At 63.8% G+C, this 2,897-nt stretch carries 3 protein-coding genes and 1 pseudogene; 1 reads left to right on the top strand and 3 read right to left on the bottom strand.

What is annotated here, in order from left to right; translation table 11 throughout:
• Nucleotides 1–337, top strand: a pseudogene (locus tag L284_RS43175) (IS3 family transposase); the annotation flags it as partial.
• Between the two features lie 34 nt (nt 338–371).
• On the opposite strand, the gene tnpC reads toward L284_RS43175, so the two are convergent.
• From tnpC to tnpA, 3 genes are all read right to left on the bottom strand, one after another.
• Nucleotides 372–2,018 carry an IS66 family transposase gene (gene tnpC / locus L284_RS43170; RefSeq protein WP_021235659.1) on the bottom strand — a complete coding sequence of 549 codons (1,647 nt, stop codon included), beginning with the start codon at nt 2,016–2,018 and terminating at the stop codon, nt 372–374.
• Nucleotides 2,019–2,106: 88 nt separating this feature from the next.
• A complete protein-coding gene (gene tnpB / locus L284_RS43165; protein WP_021235654.1) occupies nt 2,107–2,454 on the bottom strand; it encodes an IS66 family insertion sequence element accessory protein TnpB in 348 nt (115 codons plus the stop codon).
• Nucleotides 2,451–2,810 (bottom strand): IS66-like element accessory protein TnpA, encoded by a 360-nt coding sequence (tnpA, locus tag L284_RS0124850; protein ID WP_031342981.1) that lies wholly within the window; start codon nt 2,808–2,810, stop codon nt 2,451–2,453. The genes tnpB and tnpA overlap by 4 nt, the downstream gene beginning before the upstream one ends.
• Nucleotides 2,811–2,897 lie beyond the last annotated feature (87 nt).

Here is a 2,897-nt window from a genome sequence, read left to right as displayed (position 1 = left end):
GTGCCGTGTGCTCGGGCAGCATCGATCGACGCAGCGCAAGGCGCCACGCGGGGCGGACGACGAAGCCGCACTGACGGAGGACATCATCGCTCTCGCCCGGCAATATGGTCGTTACGGCTATCGCCGGGTGACCGCCCTGCTGCGCGATGCGGGGTGGCATGTGAACCGTAAGCGGGTCGAGCGCATCTGGCGCCGCGAGGGGCTCAAGGTGCCGCAAAAGCAGCCGAAGCGCGGAAGGCTCTGGCTCCATGACGGATCGTGCATCCGGCTGCGGCCCGAGTATCCGGGGCACGTGTGGTCTTACGACTTCGTCGAGGGCCGCACGCATGATGGTCGTACGCATTCGCTAGCTGGCGCGGAGCTGGAGGAAGTCAGGCAGCGATTTCCTGTGTGAGCTGCTGCTGAGCGGCCTTCCAATTCCATGGGAGGAGTTCGTGAAGGCGGCTCTGAGGTATGTCGGCGATCCGGGCGAGTACGTCAGTGAACCAGGCGAGCGGATCGACGTCGTTGAGGCGCGCGGTACCGAAGAGGCTGAACATCATCGCAGCGCGCTGGCCGCCACGATCAGACCCGACGAACAACCATGCCTTTCTGCCCCGGGCCACGCTGCGCAGCTCACGCTCGGCGGCGTTGTTGGATAGGCATATCCGGCCATCGGCGAGGAAGGTGGTGAAGCCGTCCCAGTCGTTCTGGAGATAGGCGATGGCCTTGGCCACGGCATCGTGACGAGACAGTTTGCTGCGTGTCTCGCGCATCCAGGTCTCGAGTTCGGCAACGATGGGCGCGGATAATTCCCGGCGAACGGCGAGGCGCTCGGCGGCAGGCTTGCCGTTGATGTCGCGCTCGATGGCAAAGAGCCGGTCGATGATCTCGAGCGCTTCACTCGCCAGCGGCGAGACGAGCGGCGTGGCGCCCTTTTTCCGGCGTTTGAGTTGCTGCCTGATATCGACGAGCTTGAAGAACTCACGGCGTGCGTGAACCCAGCAGTTGGCGCGGGTCATGGGTTTGTCCGTCCGGCCTTCCTCGAACAGAGCATTGAAGCCGGCATACCGGTCGACCTGGAGGATCCCGGCATAGCCTGCCAGGTGAGCGCGGGGATGCTCACCTCTGCGATCGCTCGAGTAATAGCATAGCGCCACCGGCGGAGCCGTGCCGCCGAACGGGCGATCGTCACGCACATAATCCCATATTCGCGCTACGCTGGTCTTGAGCTTGGCGAGAAGCGGGACGGTGGTGTCGTCGGCATGCAGGCGGTCTGCGGCAAGCCCGTGGGCTTCCAGCAGCAGGAACAGGGGCTTTACCGCTACGCAGATCGCGCCGATCTGGTCTGCAAGGGTCGAGAGGCTCAAGGGGATGCCTTCGGCCTCGAGCCTGTCACGCTGGCTGTTCAGGGGCTGGTGCAGGCCGTACTTCTGGAACGCGAGGTTTGCCAGGAAGTGCGGCCCGAACATTCCGCGCGGGGTTACGTGGAAGGGCGCGGGTGGCTGGCTGATCTTCTCGCACTGACGGCAGGAGACCTTCTCGCGCACGGTCTGGATCACCTTGTGCCGGGCCGGAACGCGCTCGAGCGTTTCGGTGACCGCTGCGGGAAGCTGGCTCAGATCATCCGAGCCGCAGCATGGGCAAAGGTCCGGCGCGGGGATGACGACCTGCTCGCGCGGGAGATCGGCGGGGAAGTCGCGGCGGGTGGATCGCGTGCGGGTGAACGCCTGGACCGTGGTGGTCTTGGCAGCGGCGATCTGGCCGAGCAGCTCGGCCTCGCTGGCATTTGCCTCCAGTTCCTCGAAGGTCAGTTCGAGCTGATCCAGCAGGCGCCGGCTGCGCTCGGAACGCGCACCATATTTGTCGCGGCGCATCTGCTCGTTCATCAGTTCGAGATGAGCGTTGCGGGCCAGCAGGTCGGCATTGATCGCCCAGACTTTGGCGACTTCAGCCTCTGCCACCAGTGCCTGTTCGCGCACGATGGCAAGTTCAGCGCGAAGCTGCACAAGCTCATCGGATGCGTTGCTGGAGACCATGCGCGGATTATAACCCGCAAGTCCTCAGAAACCCAGCATTTACAGCACTTTTATGCCGCTCCTGCTGCTGTTTTGACGAGGCAAGGAATTACCCTACCTGCGTCGGGCGCCAGGTCTCCTGCGGGTTGCGCCAATCCACGCCTTCAAGCAGGCACGCCATCGCGGAAGCCGAGATCGCGATCGTCCCATCCTTTGCAGATGGCCAGACAAAACGCCCTCTTTCCAAGCGTTTTGCATATAACGACATCCCGAGGCCGTCATGCCACAAGATCTTGCACAGCGATCCGCTTCGTCCCCTGAAGACGTACAGATCGCCGGCATGGACGTCCTTGTTCAGGGATTGCTGCACCTGCAGAGCCAGCGAGCGCATTCCCCGCCGCATATCCGTATGCCCCAGCGCCAGCCACACCCTCATGCCGCTCGGGATCGGGATCATCGGGCCAAGGCCTTGATGACGGCCGCTGCCATGGTCGGCGACGCCGAATTGTAGATGCTCACCCGGGCGCCGTGGGAAAGCTCGACCAGGATCGCCGGCTGCACGGGCGTGGGCACGGAGCTCTTGTCTTCCAGCACGACAGCTTCGATGAAGCCATGGTCCTCCTGCGACGCGACGAGCGCCGCACTCAGCTTGCGCCGCCAGGTATAGACCAACGCAGTGGAAACGTCGTGCCGCCGAGCAACCTGTGACACACACGCGCCGGGGGCAAAGGCCTCTTCCAGAATGCGCCGCCGTTCCTCAGCACTCCAGCGACGGCGGCGTTCAGGCCCGCCGAAAACCGTGATCCGTCCCACAAACACCGCTCCTAAGTTCGCAAATAACTGCGACCTTAAGACCGATCCATCACTCCACCGGCAAGGCGCCGCTCAGCGGATGCGTAC

The organism is Novosphingobium lindaniclasticum LE124, assembly GCF_000445125.1.
GTDB classification, from domain to species: domain Bacteria; phylum Pseudomonadota; class Alphaproteobacteria; order Sphingomonadales; family Sphingomonadaceae; genus Novosphingobium; species Novosphingobium lindaniclasticum.
This window is presented reverse-complemented; position numbering and strand designations above follow the sequence as displayed.

Coding starts and splice junctions, on each gene's coding strand:
- tnpC (WP_021235659.1), bottom strand. CDS start 2,018: ATGGTCTCCAGCAACGCATCCGATGAGCTTGTGCAGCTTCGCGCTGAA.
- tnpB (WP_021235654.1), bottom strand. CDS start 2,454: ATGATCCCGATCCCGAGCGGCATGAGGGTGTGGCTGGCGCTGGGGCAT.